Source organism: Gimesia fumaroli (assembly GCF_007754425.1).
In the GTDB taxonomy this organism is placed as follows: Bacteria; Planctomycetota; Planctomycetia; order Planctomycetales; family Planctomycetaceae; genus Gimesia; species Gimesia fumaroli.
This window is the reverse complement of record NZ_CP037452.1, coordinates 7,650,153-7,670,983: the sequence shown is the minus strand read 5'-3', so window position 1 is coordinate 7,670,983 and position 20,831 is coordinate 7,650,153. Positions and strand designations below refer to the sequence as shown.

The 20,831-nt window shown below is 48.7% G+C and carries 24 protein-coding genes and 2 pseudogenes; 19 read left to right on the top strand and 7 right to left on the bottom strand.

The annotated features are described in order from the left end of the window. Positions 1-9: 9 nt before the first annotated feature. From Enr17x_RS29245 to Enr17x_RS29235, 3 genes are all read left to right on the top strand, one after another. The gene (locus Enr17x_RS29245) at positions 10-243 is read left to right on the top strand and encodes a SlyX family protein (RefSeq protein ID WP_145223040.1); all 234 of its coding nucleotides are present in this window, start codon (positions 10-12) and stop codon (positions 241-243) included. A 226-nt stretch (positions 244-469) separates the two neighbouring features. Further along, positions 470-1,948, top strand: coding sequence for a sulfatase family protein (locus Enr17x_RS29240; RefSeq protein WP_145313839.1), 1,479 nt, complete (start codon positions 470-472; stop codon positions 1,946-1,948). A 326-nt stretch (positions 1,949-2,274) separates the two neighbouring features. Next, positions 2,275-3,321 carry a fatty acid desaturase family protein gene (locus Enr17x_RS29235; RefSeq protein ID WP_145313838.1) on the top strand — a complete coding sequence of 349 codons (1,047 nt, stop codon included), beginning with the start codon at positions 2,275-2,277 and terminating at the stop codon, positions 3,319-3,321. A 79-nt stretch (positions 3,322-3,400) separates the two neighbouring features. Here Enr17x_RS29235 and Enr17x_RS29230 read toward each other — a convergent pair whose 3' ends face one another. Then, entirely contained in the window at positions 3,401-4,420 is a 1,020-nt protein-coding gene (locus Enr17x_RS29230; RefSeq protein ID WP_145313837.1) for a TIM barrel protein, read from the bottom strand. A gap of 191 nt (positions 4,421-4,611) precedes the next feature. After that, positions 4,612-5,943: an adenosylhomocysteinase gene (gene ahcY, locus Enr17x_RS29225; RefSeq protein WP_145313836.1), complete on the bottom strand. Its 1,332-nt coding sequence runs from the start codon at positions 5,941-5,943 to the stop codon at positions 4,612-4,614. Positions 5,944-6,408: 465 nt separating this feature from the next. On the opposite strand from ahcY, the gene metF reads away from it, so the two are divergent. The 9 genes and pseudogenes from metF to Enr17x_RS30215 all read left to right on the top strand — a co-directional run. Then, positions 6,409-7,284, top strand: a complete 876-nt coding sequence (gene metF, locus Enr17x_RS29220) for a methylenetetrahydrofolate reductase [NAD(P)H] (protein ID WP_145313835.1) — start codon at positions 6,409-6,411, stop codon at positions 7,282-7,284. A 48-nt stretch (positions 7,285-7,332) separates the two neighbouring features. Beyond that, the gene (gene aroE / locus Enr17x_RS29215; protein WP_145313834.1) at positions 7,333-8,190 is read left to right on the top strand and encodes a shikimate dehydrogenase; all 858 of its coding nucleotides are present in this window, start codon (positions 7,333-7,335) and stop codon (positions 8,188-8,190) included. A gap of 116 nt (positions 8,191-8,306) precedes the next feature. After that, complete coding sequence (locus Enr17x_RS29210; RefSeq protein ID WP_145313833.1) at positions 8,307-8,912, top strand: tetratricopeptide repeat protein; 606 nt, start codon at positions 8,307-8,309, stop codon at positions 8,910-8,912. A 119-nt stretch (positions 8,913-9,031) separates the two neighbouring features. Continuing rightward, positions 9,032-9,820 carry an ADP-ribosylglycohydrolase family protein gene (locus tag Enr17x_RS29205; protein ID WP_145313832.1) on the top strand — a complete coding sequence of 263 codons (789 nt, stop codon included), beginning with the start codon at positions 9,032-9,034 and terminating at the stop codon, positions 9,818-9,820. 15 nt (positions 9,821-9,835) lie between these two features. Continuing rightward, positions 9,836-10,279: a hypothetical protein gene (locus Enr17x_RS29825; protein WP_198000869.1), complete on the top strand. Its 444-nt coding sequence runs from the start codon at positions 9,836-9,838 to the stop codon at positions 10,277-10,279. 50 nt (positions 10,280-10,329) lie between these two features. Then, on the top strand, positions 10,330-11,115 hold the full coding sequence (locus Enr17x_RS29195; RefSeq protein WP_145313831.1) for a DUF6386 family protein: 786 nt from the start codon (positions 10,330-10,332) through the stop codon (positions 11,113-11,115). 75 nt (positions 11,116-11,190) lie between these two features. Beyond that, positions 11,191-11,622, top strand: a complete 432-nt coding sequence (locus Enr17x_RS29190) for an NUDIX hydrolase (RefSeq protein ID WP_145313830.1) — start codon at positions 11,191-11,193, stop codon at positions 11,620-11,622. Between the two features lie 74 nt (positions 11,623-11,696). Continuing rightward, positions 11,697-12,005 carry a hypothetical protein gene (locus tag Enr17x_RS29185; protein WP_145313829.1) on the top strand — a complete coding sequence of 103 codons (309 nt, stop codon included), beginning with the start codon at positions 11,697-11,699 and terminating at the stop codon, positions 12,003-12,005. Between the two features lie 60 nt (positions 12,006-12,065). After that, positions 12,066-12,416 (top strand): annotated as a pseudogene (locus tag Enr17x_RS30215) (macro domain-containing protein); the annotation flags it as partial. A 20-nt stretch (positions 12,417-12,436) separates the two neighbouring features. Here Enr17x_RS30215 and Enr17x_RS30210 read toward each other — a convergent pair. Then, positions 12,437-13,389, bottom strand: a pseudogene (locus Enr17x_RS30210) (IS110 family transposase). Positions 13,390-13,977: 588 nt separating this feature from the next. On the opposite strand from Enr17x_RS30210, the gene Enr17x_RS29170 reads away from it, so the two are divergent. Genes Enr17x_RS29170 through Enr17x_RS29160 form a run of 3 tightly spaced genes read left to right on the top strand, consistent with a single transcriptional unit; the run spans position 13,978 to position 15,179 of the window. Then, positions 13,978-14,220 (top strand): hypothetical protein, encoded by a 243-nt coding sequence (locus Enr17x_RS29170; RefSeq protein ID WP_145313826.1) that lies wholly within the window; start codon positions 13,978-13,980, stop codon positions 14,218-14,220. Positions 14,221-14,248: 28 nt separating this feature from the next. Further along, entirely contained in the window at positions 14,249-14,710 is a 462-nt protein-coding gene (locus Enr17x_RS29165) for a hypothetical protein (RefSeq protein WP_145313825.1), read from the top strand. Continuing rightward, the gene (locus Enr17x_RS29160; RefSeq protein WP_145313824.1) at positions 14,685-15,179 is read left to right on the top strand and encodes a GNAT family N-acetyltransferase; all 495 of its coding nucleotides are present in this window, start codon (positions 14,685-14,687) and stop codon (positions 15,177-15,179) included. Before Enr17x_RS29165 ends, Enr17x_RS29160 begins: the two co-directional genes overlap by 26 nt. 90 nt (positions 15,180-15,269) lie before the next feature. On the opposite strand, the gene scpB is transcribed toward Enr17x_RS29160, so the two are convergent. The 4 genes from scpB to Enr17x_RS29140 all read right to left on the bottom strand — a co-directional run bounded on the left by scpB (position 15,270) and on the right by Enr17x_RS29140 (position 18,382). Then, the gene (scpB, locus tag Enr17x_RS29155; protein ID WP_145313823.1) at positions 15,270-16,031 is read right to left on the bottom strand and encodes an SMC-Scp complex subunit ScpB; all 762 of its coding nucleotides are present in this window, start codon (positions 16,029-16,031) and stop codon (positions 15,270-15,272) included. Positions 16,032-16,112: 81 nt separating this feature from the next. Continuing rightward, positions 16,113-16,595, bottom strand: a complete 483-nt coding sequence (locus tag Enr17x_RS29150; RefSeq protein ID WP_145313822.1) for a zf-HC2 domain-containing protein — start codon at positions 16,593-16,595, stop codon at positions 16,113-16,115. Positions 16,596-16,753: 158 nt separating this feature from the next. Then, positions 16,754-17,509 (bottom strand): Crp/Fnr family transcriptional regulator, encoded by a 756-nt coding sequence (locus tag Enr17x_RS29145; RefSeq protein ID WP_145313821.1) that lies wholly within the window; start codon positions 17,507-17,509, stop codon positions 16,754-16,756. A gap of 183 nt (positions 17,510-17,692) precedes the next feature. Beyond that, positions 17,693-18,382: an NAD(P)H-hydrate epimerase gene (locus Enr17x_RS29140; RefSeq protein ID WP_145313820.1), complete on the bottom strand. Its 690-nt coding sequence runs from the start codon at positions 18,380-18,382 to the stop codon at positions 17,693-17,695. A gap of 208 nt (positions 18,383-18,590) precedes the next feature. On the opposite strand from Enr17x_RS29140, the gene Enr17x_RS29135 reads away from it, so the two are divergent. The 4 genes from Enr17x_RS29135 to Enr17x_RS29120 all read left to right on the top strand — a co-directional run bounded on the left by Enr17x_RS29135 (position 18,591) and on the right by Enr17x_RS29120 (position 20,811). Then, complete coding sequence (locus Enr17x_RS29135; protein WP_232100897.1) at positions 18,591-19,403, top strand: SDR family NAD(P)-dependent oxidoreductase; 813 nt, start codon at positions 18,591-18,593, stop codon at positions 19,401-19,403. A gap of 160 nt (positions 19,404-19,563) precedes the next feature. Further along, positions 19,564-19,833 carry a 30S ribosomal protein S14 gene (rpsN, locus tag Enr17x_RS29130; RefSeq protein WP_145313818.1) on the top strand — a complete coding sequence of 90 codons (270 nt, stop codon included), beginning with the start codon at positions 19,564-19,566 and terminating at the stop codon, positions 19,831-19,833. 118 nt (positions 19,834-19,951) lie between these two features. Next, positions 19,952-20,233 (top strand): 30S ribosomal protein S18, encoded by a 282-nt coding sequence (rpsR, locus tag Enr17x_RS29125; protein WP_145045814.1) that lies wholly within the window; start codon positions 19,952-19,954, stop codon positions 20,231-20,233. Between the two features lie 146 nt (positions 20,234-20,379). Beyond that, positions 20,380-20,811: a hypothetical protein gene (locus Enr17x_RS29120; protein WP_145313817.1), complete on the top strand. Its 432-nt coding sequence runs from the start codon at positions 20,380-20,382 to the stop codon at positions 20,809-20,811. Positions 20,812-20,831: the final 20 nt, after the last annotated feature.

The following is a 20,831-nucleotide window of genomic DNA, read 5'->3' as shown; positions in this document are numbered from 1 at the left end:
CGCTCTCGAATGAATGAGATTCCATCCAGTCTGGAAGAACTATCGTCTCGTTTAACTCAGGTCGAATCCGTGTTGATGCATCTTCAACATGAAGTCGAACAGTTAAATCAGGCCATTATCCAGCAGAACACAACCGTTGATGCTTTGAATAAGTCACTGAAATCACTTGATTCCCGTCTGGGCGCCTTGGAAGAAGAAGACGAAGGCCGGGATCCCTATCAGGAAAAGCCACCTCATTATTAATCTGTATCACGTTGCTTCATTTCTGTTCCCTTCAAACCCCATTTGCGTCGCCACTCAATCTCGACTGGACATGATGACAGAATGTGGAATTCTCAGAATTCCGTTGAATCGGTAATAAATCTACGACTCTATCAAAGGAACCGCTTGAAAATAATCCGACGATGCCGCATGATTTAATTAACAGTCGTAAGAAATCCAGGTTTGACTTCCGGAAGGGGCGACACTCATGCGTCGGGTAATTTCAGTAATTCTTAACAGTAGCCTGATCCTGTTCCTAAGTGTTTTGACCGTTAGAATTTTGCCGGCTGCAGAGCAAAAGCAGCCTAACGTTGTAATTATCATGACTGACAATCATGGTGAATGGACGCTGGGCTGTTATGGCAACAAGGATATTAAGACCCCGCATATTGACCAGCTGGCGAAAGAAGGAACGTTGTTCACGCGCGCCTTTGCGAACAATGCTGTCTGCTCTCCGACCCGTGCCTCGTTTCTCACCGGTCTGATGCCCTGCCAGCATGGAGTGCACTGTTATCTCAGACCTCGCATTCAAACCGGCCCCGATTCGTTTAATACGCTGGAAGAGTTCCAGTCGATTCCACAAGTCCTGCATGATGCCGGATATGTTTGCGGACTTTCGGGCAAATGGCATCTGGGAGATAACCTCTATCCGCAGGAAGGCTTTTCTTACTGGATTACGAAACCACATGGCGGCAGTGCGGGTTTTTACAATCAGAAAGTAATCGAGCACGAAAAAATTCGAGAGGAGCCAACCTACCTCACGGATTTATGGACGCAGAACGGCATCAAGTTCATCAAACAAAATCAGGATAAACCGTTCTTTCTGTTCCTGGCATACAATGGTCCTTACGGCTTAGGTTCAGCCATGAAGGAGCCGATCAAAAACCGGTTCAAAGCAGACTATGAAAAAAAGACATTCCCCTCGTTTCCTCGAGAAAAGCCACAGCCCTGGAACTTCAATTATGGGGACTGGATTGGTGATCTCGGCATCATTCGCAAATATGCGGCAGAAGTTTCCGCCGTCGATGATGGCGTTGGAGAGATCATGCAGACCTTGAAAGAACTGGGACTTCGCGAGAACACGCTGGTGATTTTTACTGCTGATCAGGGGCTGGCCGGCGGGCATAGTGGCTATTGGGGCATGGGCGATCATACGCGACCTCTAACGGCGTTCGACTGGACGATGACAATCCCGCTGATCTTCTCTCAACCTGGAAAAATCGTTTCGGGTGCCCGTCAGGATATGATGGTCGCGAACTATGATGTCTACCCGACCCTGCTCCACTATCTGGGCTTGCAGGATCAAATTCCAGAAAAGCCAGCAACTCCCGGCCGTAATTTTGCATCGGTACTCAAGGGCGAACAGATTCCCTGGTCGGAAGCCGTGTTCTATGAGTTTGAAAATGTGCGCGCCATCCGAACCCGAGACTGGAAATACATTGAACGGTTTCGCGAAACGCCGAACGAACTCTACCAACTGACGCAAGATCCCGGAGAACGAAAGAATCTGATCGAAGATTCTGAATTCAACAGCAAACGAAAAGAACTCAAGAGGCGCATGGATCAGTTCTTTGCCAAATACGCCGATCCGAAATGGGATCTCTGGCATGGTGGCAAATCAAAGACAGTGCTGATGACCAAGAAGTTGTTTCCCGAATCCTCGCTCTATCTGCCTGCCTCAAAGTAACTCCAATTGTTGTGGTTACTCCTTCGTACCTGAACGACCTCGCTTGATATTACTGGCGGTGCAATCGCCATAATCGGCACAGGCAGAGATCTGCGTATTCGCTCCGTAAATTCTCTACGCTGCCTGATAATTCAATTCTACATTAGTCTTTTATCGACTTATTCTAAAAGTACCGGGAAGTATGAGTAAGGCAAACGATTCTGCCAGAACTCAATCAGAACTGGTCAAAATGTTGCATTTCCCCTGATGAAGCATAGGCCTGCATTTCCGATACGTATTTTAACGAACCGTTTTAAAAGTTTGAGCACAACCAGGAGGTACGTGCCATGTCGGTTACCCATTATACCGCCAAAGAGATCTGCGATCTCGAGACAAAGTCGACAACACCCCGTTTTTTACACTCGCTATTTGGATCAGCTGCTATTTTAGCGCTGGCTTTTCAATGGCCTTCCAGTATCTGGTATTACCAGGTCGGTTTGACGTTGATCGCTGCTTACAGCATGTTCTGCTGGTCAAGCTGTTTTCATGAAACATCCCACCAGGGAATTTGTGGAAAGCCCTGGGTCAGTATCTGGCTGGGACGAGCCATCGGTACCATGCTGTTTGTATCCTATACCGCATATCGGGAAGCCCATATCCGTCACCATGCTTACTTGAACAAGCCCGGCGACTGGGAATTGTGGCCTTATTCCGACCCGAAAACATCACTGACATTCCGCCGCATTTTCTGCTGGCTGGAATTGCCATTTGGATTTTTTACATCTCCGTTTGTGTACGCTCGCTTGTGTTTCAGTAGAAACACGCCGGTGAAAAAACCGGAAATCATGAAAGCCATGCGAATGGAATATGCCGTGATGGCGATTGTCTGGGCATTGATTCTGGGCACCATTGCCTGGTTCTCGCTCTGGAAACCATTCATTGTAGCCTGGATTATTCCTCACTGGGTTGCCAGTGTGATTCAGACCTTCCGCAAATTCACAGAACACTTGGGTATGCAAAGCTACGATCCTTTGCTGGGCACACGAACTGTCATCGGTTCCAACCTGATTACCCGGATTTGTACTTACATTAACTTCGATATCTTCGTGCATGGTCCCCATCATCGACATCCCAAAATTGCTCACAACAAACTGGTCGAAAAGATGGACAATTACCAAAACGACAATCCTGATACCAAGTATCCGGTCTTTACAACTTACATGTCAGCCATGAAGCATACCTTGCCCGCGCTCTGGAAGCCGGGAGTTGGCATGAATGTAGGGGCCCCTGCTCCGAAAAAAGAGAAATGGCTTGGCGCTGATAACTTTGTGACCGATGTCGCCAGAGAAATTCTCTCTGATCGGGACGTCTCGAATGCACATCGTGCCTCATAGTCGATCTGTAAAAACAGAAAACGCCTCATCGCGACTGTTGCGATGAGGCGTTTTTTTATTGCTCTGAAATAGAGACCGTTTATCTTCTGAAAAGACGACGGCGGCGGAAGATGCGTCTGCGACCTGGTTCACAGCATTCGACAGCCTGAGGAGCGACTGCTTCCTCTGGTGTCAGTTCTTCCCGTACTTTGAGCAGCAGTTTCTTGCTGGCTTTGATGCCCGCATATTCGTCGAGTTTTTTGCCTTCGTATTCAATGCCCACGTAGCCGTGGTAGCCCGCATCGAGCACGATTTTCATCATCTTCACATAGTCTGTCTTAATCTCGTTGCCATCTTTATCGAACTCATGTGTTTTGGCACTGACGGCCTTGGCATAAGGCATCAGTTCCTTGACTCCTTTATAGCGGTCATATTCTTCGCCGGTTTTACGGTCGAGAACAAAATTTCCGAAGTCGGGCAATGTGCCACAGCCGGGCAGATTGACCATCTTCATCACACCAGCCAGCCAGGCACCGTTGGAAGACAGACCACCATGATTTTCCACGAGCACGTTAATGCCATACTTTGCGGCAAAGTTAGTCAGACGACGTAAACCGTCGGCTGCCAGTTTTTGCTGTTCTTTATAACTGCCATTGCTGCGGGCGTTCACGCGAATGGAATGACAACCCAGTGTTTTGGCCGCTTCCACCCACTGGTGATGGTTCTTAATGGCTTGTGTCCGCTTTTTGGGATCGGGATCACCGAGTGCCCCTTCCCCGTCGATCATGATCAGCAGGTTTTTCACGCCCACATCAGCGGCCCGCTGATTCATTTCGGCCAGGTATTTTTTGTCCCGGGCTTTGTCTTTGAAGAACTGATTCACATACTCAACGGCATTGATACCAAACTCTTCTTTGGTGACTTTGGCAAAGTCCAGGTTGTCCAGCTTTCCTCCTTTGAGTGCACGGTGCAGAGACCATTCTGCCAGGGAAATTTCGAACAAAGGATTATTGAGTGAAGTCGTCGCAAACGCGGAACCGGCCCAACCGCTCAAGGCAAGTCCGGCGGAAAAGGCCGTTGTTTGTTTCAGAAAGTCACGGCGGGAAGAAGACTGTGTCATGAAAGAAGCTTTCTCTGTTTGTGATGAAAGGGGTTGCAGGATCAGTTTTCACATGAAAAACTGCTTTCGGATTATAAAAACTCATTCCTCAGCTGACAATCACAGTTTGGATTACTACCAAAAAGAAACCTCCGAACCACAACCTGGGTGATTCAGAGGCTTCAAAGTCTAATGTCGGAGGCTCATCGCTCTTAATAGCGATAGTATTCCGGCTTGTAAGGTCCTTCGACAGGAATGCCCAGGTATTCTGCCTGGTCATTTGACAGTTTCGACAGTTTGACGCCCAGTTTGTCCAAGTGCAGACGGGCAACTTCTTCGTCCAACTGTTTCGGCAGCATGTACACTCCGATTTCGTATTTGTCGGTTTCGTTCCAGAGTTCGATCTGGCCGATTACCTGGTTGGTGAAACTGTTTGACATCACAAACGAAGGATGGCCGGTTGCACAACCCAGATTGACCAGACGGCCTTCCGCGAGCACGATCAACGCTTTGCCATCAGGATAAACAAATTTGTCGACCTGAGGTTTGATTTCAATTTGCTCGATGTCTTTGCGATTCTTCAGGTAAGCGATCTGAATTTCGGAATCGAAGTGACCGATGTTGCAGATGATCGCTTCATTTTTCATGTTATCAAGATGCTCGCCACAGATGACATCGCAGCAGCCGGTAGCCGTGACGAAGATATCGCCGCGGCTGGCAGCGTCTTCCATCGTGGTGACTTCGAAGCCTTCCATCGCTGCCTGCAGTGCACAGATTGGATCGATTTCTGTGACCAGCACGCGTGCTCCCAGACCTTTCATCGCATCGGCACAACCTTTACCAACATCACCATATCCACAGACAACGACCACTTTACCCGCGATCATAATATCGGTGGCACGTTTGATGCCGTCTGCCAGTGATTCGCGGCAGCCATACAGGTTGTCGAACTTACTCTTGGTGACAGAGTCATTGACATTGATCGCAGGCACACCCAGTTTTCCCTGTTCGTGCATCTGATGCAGACGGTGCACGCCGGTGGTCGTTTCTTCGGTCAGACCTTTAATGCTTTTGAGCATTTCGGGGTACTTTTCGTGTACCATGACAGTCAGGTCGCCACCGTCGTCCAGAATCATATTCAAGGATTCGCCGTTCGGCCAGTAGAGCGTCTGCTCAATACACCAGTCAAATTCCTCATCATTCATGCCCTTCCAGGCAAAAACCGGTACGCCGGTCGCTGCAATCGCAGCCGCGGCATGGTCCTGTGTGGAAAAAATGTTACAGCTCGACCAGCGAACTTCCGCTCCCAGTGCGGTTAATGTTTCGATCAGCACAGCGGTCTGAATGGTCATATGCAGGCAACCGGCGATCCGAGCCCCTTTAAGAGGCTGCTCTTTGCCATACTTTTCCCGCAAAGACATCAAACCGGGCATTTCCGTTTCTGCCAGTTCAATTTCCTTGCGACCCCAGGCAGCGAGCTTCTGGAATTCTTCTTCGCTGTAATCCTTGACTTTATACGGCAGTGAGTTGGTTTCGGTCGACATTCTCAATCCTTGTGATTCAAATAGAAAAGGGGAGTTTTTGATTCATGTTCAAGCGGAAACGGGCTTGAATGATGGCATTATAGTTGCTTTACTTGAGCAAGCAAAATGAACACTGTTCAAAACCAGTGTAAGAGATCAGGAAAAATCAGAACGCGTTTCTATTTATAAAGCCTGTTCTGACTGATTTGATTCTTCAAAACGAAGGTGTTTATCTCTGACGATCTGAGACACCATCCATTACTATATCCCAAGTCCTGTAGTCCGACGATTCGATCAGCCGCCTGAATCACCAGAGAAACGGTGTCTGTGCTGACTGCAAGATAGGCAAATCGAACCGGGGTGGCAATAGAAAACACAGATTTGTTGACCTGCAAAAGCGATAATTTATACACTGTGCAAGCCTCTCTCTGGATGATTTTAGAGCAAAGCAGCCAATTTTAAACCCTCTTCAGACAAGAAAATAGAATGCGAATTAGTGAATTATATCGTTCCGGAACATTTGACCTTTCTGTGGAGATTTTCCCTCCCAAAAACGAAAGTGGCGATGCAGAGCTGTTTCGGACACTGGAAGAGCTGATTCGCTATCAGCCCGCCTTTGTTTCTTGTACTTATGGTGCAGGAGGCTCAACCAGCAAACGGACCATCGAGTTATGCGAAACAATCCAGAACCAGCTTCATACCACGGCGACCGCACACTTTACCTGTGTCGCCTCCACGCGGGACCAGTTGGTTGACTGGCTGCAGAGTGCTTCCGATGCCGGCATCAACAATATTATGGCATTGCGTGGTGATCCTCCCAAAGGGCAGGAAACGTTTGTGCCAGCTGATGGGGGTTTGAAGTATGCGAATGAACTGGTGGCGTTGATCCGTGAGCATTTTCCGCAGATGGGGATCGGCGTCGCCGGCTATCCAGAAGTGCATCCCGAATCACCTGATGCGGAAACCGATCTGGCGAATCTCAAACGCAAAGTCGATGCCGGGGCGAATGCCGTCTATACGCAGCTCTTCTTTAACAACACCCATTTTCACAATTTTCGCGAACGCTGTGTTCAAGCGGGGATTACCTGCCCAATCATTCCAGGAATCATGCCGATCACCGAATTCCGGCGGATCCAGCGGATCAGCTCGATGTGCAATTCCGAATTTCCCGTGGAATTAACGGAGAAGCTGGAAGCAGTTCAGGAGGATCTCGAAGCACAGTTTGAAATCGGTGTGGATTTCGCGATCCGACAGTGCCAGGAACTGATCGATGATGGCGTGCCCGGGATTCATTTTTATGCATTGAATCGTTCGCCCGCCTGCAAACGCATCTTTGAGGCACTCGGATTCCACGAAGCATAATTCTAATTTGCCATCGCAGTCACTAAAGCAGCAAAAAGAAGGAACATCATGAATCAGCCGCTCAATTTCAAACAGGAACTGACTTGTGTATTCGGACAACCGGTCGCAGAGAATCCGACCCAATGCATGATGGAGGCGGCTTACAATGACTGTGGTCTGGAATGGCGGTACCTGACAATTGAGGTCGCACCCGATAATCTGGAACAGGCGGTCGGCGGTTTACGGGCAATGGGTTTTCGAGGCGCGAATTTAACGATCCCCCATAAAGTCGCCGTGATCCAACACCTGGATGGCATCAGTGACGCCGCCGCGATGATGGGGGCCGTCAACTGTATTGTCCGCAAAGGCGATCAGCTGGTCGGCGAGAACACGGACGGCAAAGGCTTCGTGCAGTCGTTAAAAGAACTAACCGATCCCACGGGCAAAAAAATCGTGATGTTTGGTGCCGGCGGCGCTGCCCGTGCGATTGGCGTGGAAACGGCGCTCGCAGGAGCCGCAGAGATCACCATCGTCAACCGGAGTGCCGAGCGCGGCGAAGCACTCGTTCAACTGTTGAGTGAAAAAACCAGTGTGCCCGTTTCTTTCATACAATGGGACGGAGATTACACTCTCGCAGAAGACGTCGACGTCGTGATCAACGCAACCTCCATCGGCCTGTACCCCGACGTGGATGCCGTCTTCCCACTCGATTTCAGTTCGCTCAAGTCGAACATGATCGTCTCCGACGTGATTCCCAACCCACCACAAACCCACCTGCTCCGCGAAGCAGCAAAAGCAGGCTGTCCAACTCTGGACGGCCTGGGTATGCTCGTGAATCAGGGAGTCATCGGTTTCCAACTCTGGACCGGCGTGGACCCCGATCCCAAACTCATGCGGGCAGCCTTGGAAGATGTTTTTGGGGTGTGAATTACTTTTTATCAGCACGCATTTTTAGCAACGTATCGAACCTTTTAGGGGGTGGCATGTCTTTAATCTTAGTGTAGATCTATCGGCTGATAATAGGGTTTTCTCGGAATATTAATATGCATAGCCTGAGACTCGCGATTCTTTGCGATTTCTATGATGATCAGGCTATCTCGTGCGTAATCCTGGCAGAACACTGGCTGGAAGATCATCCCGATGACAAACTGGTCACACTGAAATATGCAGAAATGCTTTATCTGCTCACCCGCTATGATGATGCAATTCAGGTCTATCTGGACGCGCTCGAAAAATTCCCTGAGAATCGCTGTGGCATCTACGCTGGTCTGGGGGGACTCTATCGTTACCGCGGCCAGTTCTCGGAAGCAGAAATCTGGTTTCGAAAAGCCACGGAAGCAAATTCGGATAATGCGACATTTTTCACTTTTCTCGGCGCCGTTCAGGCACGTCAGGGGAATTTGGTAGAAGCAGAAGCCAGCCACCGGCGAGCAACAAAATGTGCCACCGGTTGTATTGATGAAGCCTGGCATAATCTGGGACTGGTATTGCGCGGTCAAGGTTATCTGTTAGATGCAGCAGAGTGTTTTCGCAAAGCGATCAAACTGGATCCGGAATATGCGGATGCGAAGGAAGCACTGCGGGATGTGGAGTGGGCAATGAAAAAAATAGCTACGATGCCCGGAGCAGCAACAGATCAAGGAGAATAGATAAAACTAAAAAGAGTTACCTCGGCTCCCTTTTATTCGTGTAACATAGAGTTTCAACGTTTTATGGCTATGCAAACTCAAGAATGGTCATGCTGGGTTTCAAAATAGGGAGACATCCAATGTGGGGCGCTATCGTGGGCGATGTCGTCGGTTCGTACTTCGAACATTTTCCTACCAAGTCGACCGACTTTTATCTGTTTCGCGAAGAGTCAACCTTTACCGACGATACGGTGCTCACAACCGCTGTGGCGGACTGGTTGTTAAAAGAGAACGATCTTGTCAATACACTGCATCGTTATGTCAAATTCTATCCGGAAGCGGGTTATGGGCATACGTTTCTGTCTTGGGCTCAGTTGCGGCGGCGCGTGCCTTATCAGAGTTGGGGGAATGGATCTGCCATGCGCGTCAGTCCAGTGGCTTATACAACTGAAACCCTGGCCGACTGCCTGTATCTGGCGAAAAAATCGGCAGAGGTAACCCACAATCATCAGCAGGGGATCTATGGTGCCCAGGCAACAGCAGCCTGTATCTTTATGGCACGCAGCGGAAGTTCCCGGACTGAAATTTGTGAGTATATCGAAACCACATTCGGTTACGATTTACAGCGCTCGTTGGAAGAGATACGGCCGCATTATGTGTTTGATGTTTCCTGTCAGGGGTCCGTGCCGGAATCCATCATCGCCTTTCTGGAGTCGACCGATTTCGAATCCGCCATCCGGAATGCGATCTCACTGGGCGGCGATACAGATACAATGGCCTGTATCGCCGGCGCGATAGCCGAGCCTTTTTATGGTGGTGTGCCTCAAGAAATATACGAGCCGACGTTACCGTTGCTGGATCATCGAATTCGAAATACAGTGCAGTCGTTTTACAATCGTTTTGTCGACCGACAATCTGAGGGGAAGTAGAAGAAATCAAAACTCATGGATATCAAAATCACTGATGATGAAGCACTGGTTCTGTACGAGTTGCTGACTCGCTTTACAGAAGAGGGTCTGTTCGGCTTTGAAGATCAGGCAGAGATGCGTGCGGTGTGGAATCTTCAAGCGATTTTGGAAGCCGCTCTTTCAGAACCGCTTCTGTCCAGCTATAAAACGCTGCTCGCAGAAGCCCGCGACAGGCTTCGAGATGAGGGCAATTTAACGAACGCCGATGCAGAACAGGAAAAAGGAAGGCTTGCACTCTGGTTAGAACCTGAGCAGATTCAGTTCCTCATACAGGAATGGCACAAGAACTCTAAAGAGGAGCCGGAGATCGTTCAAAAACAGTGGGGCGAAGTGGCTTTCCGTGCAATGTCTGCGTTGCATAAAGCCGGTATCAAACATTCACCTGAGGTTCCCCAAAGCGAAGCCGATCTATTAGAGTGATCCTCTAACATCACATCGTTTCAAGTAATTCTTCTCTTAGAGAGGCTGTGATGGACCAAACGTTTCAATTTTTTACTGACACGGCAACGCTTGCTATCTTTGATCCACAGTGTCTGCAACATCGTGCCGCTGATATTGTTGACTGGTGGTGTGACGATGTTGGCCAGCTCGAAGAAGTCAAAACGGGTGTGATTGCCCTTGTTTCACTGGGCGGCGATGGAGTTTATCAAGCACGCATTACAGACGATGAATTAACTTCCGATGAACGGGATTATGCTGCAGAACTGGTAGAGAATCTGGGGGTGGATGTTGTGTCCGGCGCGCTCTTCATTGGACCCGGTGAATGTTTGCCGGGAGGCGATGCACAATTCAGTTCAGTTAATGAAGAACGCGGTATCTTACTTAAGATTCCCAATGGAAAATATTGTATTGAGGTCTATTCAATTGATTGGTTTGAATCTCCTCGCTGGTGGACCGAAAATCAACAACCTCCTGAGAATGCGCCGGCGGATTATGTTGCGGTACTTCGCTCACGGATGGCTCCTCTGGATGAAATCAATTCTGAGCCTCGATTTACTGGAGACACAGATCAATTTCTGTTCGAATCAGCAACACGGCTGATTGGCCCTCAGCCGGGCATGGTCCTCTCAACGAAGGTCCGCAAAGGCCCCCACGGCCTTACACTCAGGGAATGCGGTCCCTGCGATTATACGCCGTCGTTGATCGACTATTCGGATGTGGCCTGGAAAGATACGATTCGCTTTCAAGTGATTTCAGTAGACCACGAAGCGCGAGAGATGACAGGTGAATTCCTGGAAAAGGTCGAAGCAATGTAATAAGATCTTTTTCGGAATAATCATCGGACAAGCCGATCAGTGACACACATCGATCTGAAAGAAAATAAACCTGTTATGAAAATTCGTGCCAAAGTCATTATCTCACTGATCAATCAAGGACAGGTATTGCTTTCTGAAGGCGTTGACCCGATTCGTGATTTTCATTTCTATGTTCCTGTGGGTGGCGGTGTGGAGTTTGGTGAAACGCTGTTGGCGGCGGCGAAACGTGAACTGTCCGAGGAACTGGGGGTGACCGGACATGAACTGGAATTCCTGAATTTTCATGAGTGCATTTTTGAATTTCAGGGAATTCCCGAACACGAAATCATGTTTCATTATTTCTGTGACATTGATGATGCTGTCCGGGAAGCGTTGCCTGAAACAGGAACCGAGTCGGATGGCGAACCCTTTCAAATCTCATGGTTGACTCGAACTGAATTGGAAACAGTCAGAGAACAGCTTGTTCCCCCGCCGATTATTGACGATCTCAGCAGCAGATTGTTGTAATTGATTTTGTGGAATACCTTTAAGATGCTCATCACTGTGTTAATTACCTTGTTAAGCGGATTTCAGTGGAACACATGGAAAAATTAGACCTCTATCCCACATTGATCAATTGGCCGTTTCTGATCGGGAGCTGTCTGATCGGCTTTGCGATCGAATACGAAATTGGCGCAGTTCCTTTCTGGTTACTGTTTGCTTTAATGGCTGTTTCCTACGAAATGATTCGAGTATACCGCATTCTCGATCAGCTCGAAGACGAAGTAACCTTGGGTCAAATTCAGAGCTACTATTCAAAAGACATGGCCCGCAAATGGATTCCCTGGCGAGACCAGGCACGTGGAATTAATTCAGAAAGACACACAAAAAGTTCGAGTGAACGTGTCTAAGATGATGTGAGGAGTGATTGGACATCCTCTGTGTATCATTCTTGAAACCTGATCGCGGTCATGAAAATAGACATTGTCACGGGAAACATTTTAGATCAAAAAACGGATGTGATCGTCAACAGCTGGAATCGAAATGTGATTCCCTGGTGGCTGCTGTTGCCGCAGGGTGTGTCAGGTGCTATCAAGAAACAGGGAGGTACTGCGCCATTTAAAGAAGTCGCCAAATGCAGCGCGATTCCCCTGGGAGAAGCCCGGCTGACCTCGGCCGGGCGGTTACCTTATCAGGCTATCATCCATGTAGCCGGGATCAATCTGCTCTGGTTTGCAACCGAGTATTCCGTGACCAAATCAGTTTTTAATGCGATGAAGATCGTCAATGAAAATCAGTTTCAGAGTGTCGCGTTTCCCCTCATAGCGACTGTCTTAAAAATTCAGGAATTTCTCACGTTTGCCTCCCATTGTTTTCCTTCTTTGACCATGGTGTTGAGAATGATGAGCAGTTTGTGCATGGCGGCCACGAGTGCGACCATTTTTGGCTTTCCGTTTTTGACGAGCGTTTATAGAACGCACTGATGATCGGGTTGTGCCTCAGAGCTGTGACTGTGGGCATGTATAATCCGTTCCTGATCCGGACTCGTCCGCCGCCAATCGTCCGTCTTCCCCTCATGGTTCCGCTGTCACGGTTCGTGGGAGCGACACCGACTAACCGTGAGATCTGTTTCCGATTCAGAGTTCCCAGTTCCGGCAGATCAGAGATGAGCAGGGCCGCCGTGATACTGGCGATGCCTGGTACCGATTGCAGGATTTTCGAACGTTTGCGGGACTCTTCATCGGCGTTTATCAGTGCCTTGAGTTCCTTCTCGATCTGCCTGAGCTGTTCTTTGTGGAAGTCAATGGATTGCTGAATCAGTTCGATGACGTCCTGGTCCATGATAGTCTCCAGACGGTTCTTTTCCTGGATGATGATCTTGCTGGTCTGTTCCCGACGAGAAGTAAATTCACGCATTTTTCGCTGGGCATCTGTTAAAGGTGGCGTGAGCCGCGGGTCCATCACCTGGGCATATTCCCTGATAATACGCGCGTCAATCTCATCGGTCTTGGCCAGTTGATTCTTCGCCCGGGCAAAGTCCCGGATCAGACGTGGATTGACAACCGAAACAGGAATCTGGTGCTTGTGCAGACAGGCAACCAGCCTGTTTTCCCAGTTGCCGGTTGCTTCCAGACAAACTCGTTTTGGCTGAAGCTTCATGAGTGTGGCGATGAACTTTTTCATCCCCGCTGGTGTGTAGTGATAAACGACGGACTTGGAACGATCTGGGAAACTGACATCAAATTTGGACTTTGAAATATCAATTCCAACGTCTTCTGTGTTATGCTGATGCATGCTAAGGCCCTTCCTTGCAAATACGAGCTGGTGTTGTGGCACCGCTCTGGCGACTGTACGGGTTAAGGCATGAGAAGCGAGTGGCGATCTAGCTACGAATCGGTCTTTAAGACCAGGGGTCGTCACGATCTGACACTCGCCACCAATGTTTCCCGCCTTTAAAGGCGGGAAACATTGGCTTTATCTGCCTATCAAAACAAAGAACTCTAGACAGTCAAGAGCAGATACAAGGGTCGGGGTCAGGAAACCGGGGTAAAGCGTGGTCTCTTGAGGTCATGTGCAATGCGTTTAAAAAAATAGAGAGTCCGGCACACGCAGTGATCGTAAAGTATGGAATCAGCAAAGATTGAGCATCGGCCATTGAAGTCATCTGGATACCCAAACGCAAGTCGTGCGAACCCAGACTGTTGAAATTCGGTCTGACTTAAAAACAGGCGTGACAAAACGCATTCATTGTGGCGGCAAACAGTGGCTGGAGCTGAAACTGGAATAAACCGGCTTGACGTCAGCTTACGATCCTCTGCAGAATAGATGAATCTTCGTCTTAATTTACACAATTCAACATTCGATGAATGAAGTGGGTCAGCCATGAAGTTAGATTCCTTTCCTCGCAAACAGCATTGGGTTTTTCTGATCGTCTTTTCGCTCTGTGCCCTGCTCGGTTTTGGCAGTGTGCTGGTGGGAGAAATATTCCTGCCGGATAATCCCGGCGGTAACCAGGGGCGGCTGGCCATGTATCGCTCTCTGGGGCTGGGGTCACTGGCATGGGTTGGTATCGCAGTCTGGTCTGCGAGTGCACTCTGGTCGTTTCGGACATTGCGACAAAAATAGCTTGGTCGTGATTCATCTGAGAGTGAACATGCAACCGGCTAGCTGTGTCTCTCAATTCATGATGTATCTCCGATTTGAAACGTACCGGCAAAATGAGACTTCGGATACGAATTACGGTGTGTTCCAGGCGGCGATGTCTTTGAGCGATACGGGGATCTTAAAACCGTATGAGCAGGACATCTTGGATGCCAACCTGGAGTGGTTGAAAATGCATTTAAAGTCTCCCGCGTGTTTGCGAGACGATCACCATTTTCGGGCCATTTGCTGGTTTCATCCCCGCGCCAAAAAGCCGATCACGAAAATCAGAGTGGTAGTGGAAATCCTTAAAGAGTACGGCATTCTGATCCAGATGATCAAAACCAAAGATCCCGGTATCATCATCTACGAGGATGGCTGGCAAGTCGTAGCCAAACAACGCAAGCGAAGATTACACATGAAATCGTCACTTTGCAGGTGCCAGGAAAATGAATATCACAGTCAGGCAAATTGAATTGAACGATGTGACAGGTTTTCACAATGCTTTGTCGAGTGTGGCTGCCGAGAAGAAATATCTGTTGACGGTGGAGCCGCCTCCATTGGATCGAGTGCATGACTTTGTGTCAAAGAATGTTGAACAGAATCATGCTCAATATGTTGCCGTCGCAGGAGATTCGGTTGTGGGCTGGGCTGACATTGTTCCTGCCTCACGTCAATCGATGGAACATGTCGGCAGACTGGGGATGGGAGTGATTGCAGAGTATCGAGGTCGAGGCATTGGCGATCAACTTTTGAAGGATGCGATTGCGCACGCCTGGCGGCAGGGGTTAAAGCGTCTCGAACTGGAAGTGTTCGCTGATAATAAAGCTGCGATAAATCTCTATCGAAAGCACAGCTATCAGGTTGAGGGAGTGAAACGCTATGCGCGGTATTTGGATGATGCTTATCAGGACGTCGTCATAATGGCTCAGTATCGTGTTTGACAGAAGTTTTCAGTTCACGACAAAGCGACAAAATTTCGTGGTTTCGTTGAGAAAACAACTGGTGATAGAACAGGCGTATTTTTACGAGCCTTATTTATGACTCAACGATTCACTGTAGGGGAGTTCTTCGACATTTCCTAAGCCGAAGACTTGTAGGAAGCGGGCGGTGGTGATGTAGCGGACTTCCGCTTTTTTGTCTTCTTCACGTTCAATGGCGATCAGTTCGCGCCGCAAGAGTTGGCGCAGGATGCCGGCGGCTTTGTCTTTACCGGCTTCGACGATGGAGTCTTTCGTGATCGGTTGATGGTAGGCGACGAGCGCCAGTACTTCTAACGCGTCTTGTGAGAGCTTAATCTCTTTGGGACCAAAGCCAAATACACGATTGCGGATGCGTTCGAAATCGTATCGCAGAATGAGTCGATAGCCGCCTTCTTCCATGCGTATTTCATAAGGTCGTGCTTCGTCGTTGTATTGACGATTCAGGTCATCCAGCAGATCGTCTACATAAGACGACGAATATTCATCATTCAAGAGCGAACAGAGCTTCTTGGTGGTGAGCGGATTTCCGCCGACAAATAGCGCTGCTTCAATGATCTGCCGGGGGGGAATGCGGGCTTCCCGCTTCGATTGCGACTGAGAACTGGCTGGTTTACTCTCGGCAGACTCCTCCGTGTCAGCGGGGATTTCAGGAAGTTCCAGATCCCGTTCGACGGCTTCTAATGCTTCCAAAGCCCGTTCAAAATCCTCATCCAGACTTTCATCGACCGGTCCTGTTGAAGCGAAGGCAGCAAGAAAATCATCCTCGTTAGAGACACTATCGTTGACTTCCGGCAGTTCTTCATTCTGAGACATGCTTCCCTCAATCCTTTCAGGGAATCAGAGTTTAAAGCGAGCGCACTCTGATAGACTATAAGCTTAATGACAAGACAGTCACTATTGGTTTAACGCCAGCAGATAGGCTTCCCAAGCGGCCTGTTTTTGTAAGGCGGCTTTCTGATCGCCTGCGTTATTGTGCGCGTTTGCTTTCAGTTGATCAATCTTTTTTTGGCAATGCGGGCAATCTGCCAAGTGTGCATCAACTTTTTGTGTCAAATTCTGATCCAGCGTATGAGCAACATATTCTTTCGCATGTGCCAGCACATCTTTGCAATACAGGCCTCCCGGACAGGGTTTTTTCGGAGCATGCTCAGCTTGCTGATTTGAGAGATTTGCTGAGCCGGAGAGTTGATTGATGCCCAGAAAGCCAATGAAACCGACCGCCAGACAGGCCGTGAGAATTTCTGCGCCCGTAATCAGATGGCTGATCTGTTTCCGCTTTTTCATGACAGAGACAAACCGGCACAGACTACCTGCCGGGCAGGTACTCCACTCCGCTTCAGATTCGGGTTGGTGTTCGATGGGGTTGTTTTTGTTCATGTTAAAACCTCCTACTCATCTAGTAGGAATAACGCCTTTGTATTTAGGGAAGTCGTCCCTGTACTATTATTATCGTTTTATGTTGGTGTTTGATCTGTGAGGTAGCTTACAGTTCCTGCTAATTCTGGTCTTTGATGACTTGTAAATGGCTTATATCGTCAGGCTTCTGCTCCCCTTAACAGGTATTCGCCAGATTGGTCAGGCTTAGATTGTAAGGCGGGAGTCAGTTTAAAATCGATTGAATTCGCCAGGAACTGAGCTTTTCTTAAAGTAATGTGGCGTTTCTGGATGTCGATGCAGCGTTCGTCCTGCAGCTCACCCAGCAGTACTGTCACAGTTTCCCGTGTACTGCCGATAATACTCGCTAATTCCTGATGCGACAGTTTGATATCAATCAGAACGCCTTCGGGCGTGAAGCGTCCGTATTTTTCTGCCAAATCAAGTAGCAGGTGCGTCAGACGATCCCGATTCGAACGGAACAGCAGTGATTTCAATCTTTGTTCCACTCGCTGCCGACGGAGTCCCATGAGCTTGGTGACACCCAGAGAGACCGTCGCGTGCTGTTGCATCAGTTCCTGGATGACGGGACCGGGGATACGAAGAATCGTTGATTTCAGCATGGCCTCAGCGTATTCTTCGCGTTCTCCTCCCCCCAGGATTGCCAGTTCACCGAACAGTTCGCCCGGCTCAATTAAGGCTAGCAGGGCCTGCTTGCCTTCACCGGTGATGTGATAGAGCTTGATCCGACCGGAGAGCAACAGGAATACCGAATCGCTGCTTTCCGTCGGGAGGTAAACCAGATTCCCCCGACCGAATTGCCGTACGGATGAGTTCCGTTCGACCTGCGCGATTTGATCCTGGCTCAGCCGTTCAAACAAATCACAGTTCTTGAGATACCAGAAATTTTTGTCCATTCAGACGAACCTTGTCCCTGTTTCAATCAACAGGAAATGGCAGAAACAAACCATGAGAGGTAATTCAGTTGAAATATAATATATAGGTATTGAAGTACTTTTGAGAACCCCCGTTTCCCTGAAACAGGCCATTTTTCCGCTGAGTTCTCATCCTGTAAAGCAGGTTTGGACAGTTGAATCGCATCAGGAAGACTGTTTTTGCAGGAGATCGGTGATGATTTGCCGGGGTGCGCCGATATCGACAACATGAATGGTGCCCGTGAATTGTTTCGATTCAGGAACAGCAAACCCTTTTTTCTCCGCGACGAATGTAGCAGTCAGCGCAGCGATGATGCAGTCGCCGAGCGGTAGCCCTGTATCACAGTCGAGGCCGGAAGGGAGATCGACGGCTAGTTTGTTTCCCGGAGCTTCGTTGACGATTTGAATGGCTGTCGTAAACGGGGAGCGAATGGTGCCTTGAACGCCGGTTCCCAGGAAAGCGTCGATAATCCAGTCGCCATCGCTCAGAAATGTGCGAAAGGCATCCGGATCACTTAAATCAGGGTCGGCCTGAATAGAGATTCCCATGCGAGACGCGACCTGATAATTGATAGCAGCGTCTCCCGTCAGTTGCTGTGGATCGGCTAATAGAAAGATCTGCACCGGAATCCCGGCGTTATCGAGGTGGCGGGCGATGACAAATCCGTCGCCTCCATTATTGCCTTTGCCGGCACAAATTTTAACGGGGCCAGTAACTTTCAGGGTTAACAGCAAATCAAACGTACCCTTCCCGGCATTTTCCATTAATGCAATTCCCGGCAGCCCAAATTCTTCAATGGTACGTTGATCTACGCTACGGACTTCGGCACGGCTGAGTCGTTCTACAGGGGGCATTTTATCCTCATTTGGTGAATTTAAGACATCCACGGGAATCAAAAACGGCGAAAAATCGATCAAAGTAGGGTTATTAACAGTGGTTACGGGGTTTTCACCAGACTGAAATTAAATTACGATCTCACAAAACGCGGGCGGCATATCTTCCCGGTCAATTTCAAAGATGGAAATTCTTAGTCTCCAACAGGATACTTCTGGAGAGTTTGCAGTGATAGATGAATATTCTGACCGATGGGCTCTAATTACGGGTGCTTCATCCGGGATAGGCTTGGAGTTTGCGCATCGTCTCGCTGCACGGGGGATGCATCTGGTTCTGACCGCCCGTCGACAAGAGCAACTGGAACAGCTCTCATCAGAACTGCTGACCCGCCATGGCACAAAAACCGAAGTCATAGTACTGGACCTTTCCGAGCAGGATGCACCACAGAAGTTATACGACGAGGTCAAAAGCCGTGGCGTGCAGGTTGAGTTATTGATCAACAATGCTGGTTTCAGCGTGGTTTCGGATATCGCCTCGACCGATCGGGAACGGGTGATGCAGATGGCACGACTCAACATGGGCGCTTTGACCGAACTGACTTACTTCTACCTACCCGAAATGATGGAGCGGGGACACGGGGCCATCATCAATATTGCCTCAGTCGCTGCATTCCAGCCAGTGGCGTACATGTCAGCGTATGCGGCCAGTAAAAGTTATGTGCTGCATTTCAGCGAAGGACTGTGGGCCGAAGCACGCGATAAAGGGGTGACTGTGACAGCACTCTGTCCCGGAACAACGCAGACCGAATTTTTCGATGTCGCCGGCGTCGAAGGCTGGCTCAAAAAACATCGCTTTCAGACGGTCGATCAGGTCGTTAAAACTGGTCTCAAATCGCTGGAGAAAAAACGGCAGTATTCCGTTTCGGGCTGGGGCAATTATTTTCTGTCTCTGCTGGTCCGGATCGCGACACGGCGGACGGTTGTTGTCGAATCAATGAAGTATTTCCGCCCGCAACCGCAAAAAGATAAGAAGAAAAAGTAAACATAAGTATACTCAGGCGGGCAGGCCTCACAGATTTGTTCGTCAAAAATCGCTTTTTTAGCCGATTTTACTTTGAAAGCAGCCGGGCAAGTTGACGGCGTGACGCGAATCTCAGTATAACTGGCGTTCCCATTTTTGGAATTTCGGAGAAGGTATATAGATGGCTTCCAAATCAAAGATTGAAAAACAAAAGAGAAACGCAAAGCTCGTAGCAAAGTATGCAGCATTACGAGAAGAATTAATTGCTAAAGGTGATTACGCAGGTCTGGCTAAACTGCCTCGTAATTCCAGCAAAACACGTCTTCGTCGTTTATGCCAGTTGACCGGTCGTCCTCGTGGTAATTACCGCAAGTTCCAGATTTCTCGTATTGCGTTGCGAGATATGGCGTTAGACGGCCTGATTCCAGGCATGAAGAAATCAAGCTGGTAAGCTATCGTTTTTACGAGGTTGAAGGGTGTTGCCTTCAATCCCAGCCAGCATTTTTAAATCAGCGCCGCCCCAGTTTCTGGGTGTCCCTTGTTACGGCGCATGAAACAGGAAAAACACTATGTCAGTCGGTTTATCACGAAAAGAGATCGTCAAGCGACGAAAAAAACGAGCTCGTCTGAAAAAGAAGCTCAAATGTCGATTCTGTCCGGATGGAAATATCCCACGTCCCGTATACGTCGATTACAAGGATCTGAGAACCCTGCGTTCTCTCTTGGATCGTGAAGGACGTATTCTGCCTCGTCGTCGCACAGGCACCTCAGCTCTGTATCAACGGGCTGTCCGCCGTGCTGTTCTGCGAGCACGCTTCATCGGCCTGCTGCCTTACGTTGCAGAAGACTAAGCCTCGGCGATTGAGAAATAACACAGAAAAAGGTCTTGGATCAAAAATCCAGGACCTTTTTTTTCACAGCAGGGAATTACAGTATGGACTAATGAGCTGTTTTTTTCTGGTTAACTCAAAGCAGGCAGCAATATCAGAAAGCCCCTATGTCCTGGATGATCACAGACAAGAGTAAGCTCAAAGGTACGTGCTATTTTGAGATTTTACCTGGCAGATTTCTCGGACAGTTCTGGAACTTGCAATCTGTTTATTTCGAAGAACAGCATTTCAGTTTTATCGAATTCTTTCTGCTACGACGCTGCCCGAAGTATGACCATTATGCTTTCACGGATATTAACCAGACACTCTGGGAAGAAATTCTCAATGATTTACAGCAGCTTCGTAAAAATATACAGCAACGATCACAGGGGTCAATTTCTCAGGATGACTTTAGTCTGATGATTTCATCTGGCAATATCCAGTTTCCCAAAGAGAAGCCTGAAAGCATGACTGCTTTAAGCAACATGCTGAATGATTTCATTAAGTGGGTGCAGGATACGTTGAAGAGCCATGACTCAATTGCAGTGCTTGGACTTTGACCTTCTTAATTGAATCAAAT